2 tRNA genes and 1 rRNA gene are annotated in these 3585 nt (G+C 48.8%); all 3 read right to left on the bottom strand.

What is annotated here, in order from left to right:
• Window positions 1-4: 4 nt before the first annotated feature.
• Window positions 5-2795 (bottom strand): 23S ribosomal RNA (locus FTV18_RS15410).
• Between the two features lie 475 nt (window positions 2796-3270).
• A tRNA-Ala gene (locus tag FTV18_RS15415) sits at window positions 3271-3346 on the bottom strand.
• A 112-nt stretch (window positions 3347-3458) separates the two neighbouring features.
• Window positions 3459-3535: transfer RNA gene (locus tag FTV18_RS15420), tRNA-Ile, on the bottom strand.
• Window positions 3536-3585 lie beyond the last annotated feature (50 nt).

Raw genomic sequence — 3585 nt, forward strand, 5'->3', positions numbered from 1 at the left:
AGGAGACATAAAGTCTCGGGGAAATCTTATCTTGAGGTAGGCTTCCCGCTTAGATGCTTTCAGCGGTTATCCCTTCCGAACATAGCTACCCGGCGATGCGACTGGCGTCACAACCGGTACACCAGAGGTTCGTCCACTCTGGTCCTCTCGTACTAGGAGCAGATCCTCTCAAATTTCCAGCGCCCACGGTAGATAGGGACCGAACTGTCTCACGACGTTCTAAACCCAGCTCGCGTACCTCTTTAAATGGCGAACAGCCATACCCTTGGGACCTGCTTCAGCCCCAGGATGAGATGAGCCGACATCGAGGTGCCAAACACCGCCGTCGATATGAACTCTTGGGCGGTATCAGCCTGTTATCCCCAGAGTACCTTTTATCCGTTGAGCGATGGCCCTTCCATACAGAACCACCGGATCACTAAGACCTACTTTCGTACCTGCTCGACTTGTGGGTCTCGCAGTTAAGCGCGCTTTTGCCTTTATACTCTACGCGTGATTTCCGACCACGCTGAGCGCACCTTCGTACTCCTCCGTTACTCTTTAGGAGGAGACCGCCCCAGTCAAACTACCCACCAGACATGGTCCTCGCTCCCGATCAGGGAGCAGAGTTAGAACCTCAATATTACCAGGGTGGTATTTCAAGGACGGCTCCATGGCAACTAGCGTCACCACTTCAAAGCCTCCCACCTATCCTACACAAGTAAGATCAAAGTTCAATGTCAAGCTGCAGTAAAGGTTCACGGGGTCTTTCCGTCTAGCCGCGGGTACACCGCATCTTCACGGCGAATTCGATTTCACTGAGCCTCTGCTGGAGACAGCGCCGCCATCATTATGCCATTCGTGCAGGTCGGAACTTACCCGACAAGGAATTTCGCTACCTTAGGACCGTTATAGTTACGGCCGCCGTTTACTGGGGCTTCGATCAAGAGCTTCGCTTACGCTAACCCCATCAATTAACCTTCCAGCACCGGGCAGGCATCACACCCTATACGTCCACTTTCGTGTTTGCAGAGTGCTATGTTTTTAATAAACAGTTGCAGCGGCCTGGTTTCTGAGGCTGCCAACAGCTCAAGGAGCAAGTCCTATCACCGCCGGCAGCGTACCTTCTCCCGAAGTTACGGTACCATTTTGCCTAGTTCCTTCAGCAGAGTTCTCTCAAGCGCTTTGGTCTACTCGACCTGACCACCTGTGTCGGTTTCGGGTACGATTCCAGTGTAACTGAAGCTTAGAGACTTTTCCTGGAAGTATGGTATCAGCCACTTCACCAGTAAACTGGCTTGCTATCAACTCTCAGCATAGAGTACCCCGGATTTGCCTAAGATACATGCCTACAGTCTTCCACCTGGACAACCAACGCCAGGCTGACTTAACCTTCTCCGTCCTCTCATCGCATTACACTGAAGTATTGGAATATTAACCAATTTCCCATCGACTACGCCTCTCGGCCTCGCCTTAGGGGTCGACTCACCCAGCCCCGATTAACGTTGGACTGGAACCCTTGGTCTTTCAGCGAACGGGTTTTTCACCCGTTTTGTCGTTACTCACGTCAGCATTCGCACTTCTGATACCTCCAGCATGCTTCTCAACACACCTTCATCGGCTTACAGAACGCTCCCCTACCACTTGCAATAAATTGCAAATCCGCAGCTTCGGTACATAGTTTTAGCCCCGTTACATCTTCCGCGCAGGCCGACTCGACTAGTGAGCTATTACGCTTTCTTTAAAGGGTGGCTGCTTCTAAGCCAACCTCCTAGCTGTCTATGCCTTCCCACATCGTTTCCCACTTAACTATGATTTAGGGACCTTAGCTGGCGGTCTGGATTGTTTTCCTCTTGACTACGGACGTTAGCACCCGCAGTCTGTCTCCCGGATAGTACTCATTGGTATTCGGAGTTTGCATCGGTTTGGTAAGTCGGGATGACCCCCTAGCCGAAACAGTGCTCTACCCCCAATGGTATTCGTCCGAGGCGCTACCTAAATAGCTTTCGGGGAGAACCAGCTATCACCGAGTTTGATTAGCCTTTCACCCCTATCCACAAGTCATCCCCTGGCTTTTCAACGACAGTGGGTTCGGTCCTCCAGTTAGTGTTACCCAACCTTCAACCTGCTCATGGATAGATCACCCGGTTTCGGGTCTATACCCAGCAACTAAACGCCCTATTAAGACTCGATTTCTCTACGGCTCCCCTATTCGGTTAACCTCGCTACTGAATATAAGTCGCTGACCCATTATACAAAAGGTACGCAGTCACCACACAAAGTGGCTCCCACTGCTTGTATGCATGCGGTTTCAGGATCTATTTCACTCCCCTCACAGGGGTTCTTTTCGCCTTTCCCTCACGGTACTGGTTCACTATCGGTCAGTCAGGAGTATTTAGCCTTAGAGGATGGTCCCCCTATATTCAGACAAGGTTTCACGTGCCTCGCCCTACTCGACATCATCATATCAGCCCTTTCGTGTACAGGACTATCACCCACTATGGTTGCACTTCCCAGAGCATTCCACTAAAACTGATATGACTTAATGGGCTGTTCCCCTTTCGCTCGCCGCTACTGAGGGAATCTCAATTGATTTCTTTTCCTACGGATACTGAGATGTTTCACTTCTCCGCGTTCGCCTCATAAACCTATGTATTCAGTTTATGATACCGACCTTATAGCCGGTGGGTTTCCCCATTCAGACATCTCCGGATCACAGGATATTTGCCGCCTCCCCGGAGCTTTTCGCAGGCTATCACGTCTTTCTTCGCCTCTGACTGCCAAGGCATCCACCACATGCACTTAATTACTTGACTATACAACCCCAAACAGTCGTTCATCCCTACAAGTAGGATAAACAACATAATCAACCAATCACTCAGTCAATTACACAGTTAGAGTTTCGTGAACTTAATCACTGTACAGCTTCAATTAGATTCATATACCAAAACGCTTGATTCAGTTAATTTCGCTAGTTCTCATTCAATCACTTCAACAGTCAATCTTGCGATCTCTTGTTTCCGCTCTTGCATGAGTATGAACAAATTATTTCAACTCAAATATATTCTGTTAATGATTTAATGCATCCTCGTCGGATTGCATTACTGTGATAAATCACAGAGATTATCAAGTGGTGCGTATCTTAACGCTTCTACTTGTTAATCTCTAGGATCTACGCACTTGATCGCTTAGGAACTAAACATTCACGCTACTGTATGATCACATACTGCGCGAATCGTAGCTTCTTGCTTAAATTTCAAGGAAAAACGTTGTTTTTCTGGTCTTGAAATTTGGTGGAGACTAGGAGAGTCGAACTCCTGACCTCCTGCGTGCAAAGCAGGCGCTCTACCAACTAAGCTAAGTCCCCAGCTTATCATCTGTGATTCGATGTATCGTAAACTGTGTTAAGGCGAATGCTTAACTCGAGCATAGCTCTCGTCTTGCGCTCGGACGAAACATGTTTCGCTGACCCTCGCTCATGGTGGGTCTGACAAGACTTGAACTTGTGACCCCACGCTTATCAAGCGTGTGCTCTAACCAACTGAGCTACAGACCCTCAGATACATCGTCATGAAGAACAACTTGTTGTGGATTCTTACCAATCGT

This window comes from Acinetobacter sp. YH12241, from assembly GCF_013417535.1.
Taxonomy (GTDB): domain Bacteria; phylum Pseudomonadota; class Gammaproteobacteria; order Pseudomonadales; family Moraxellaceae; genus Acinetobacter.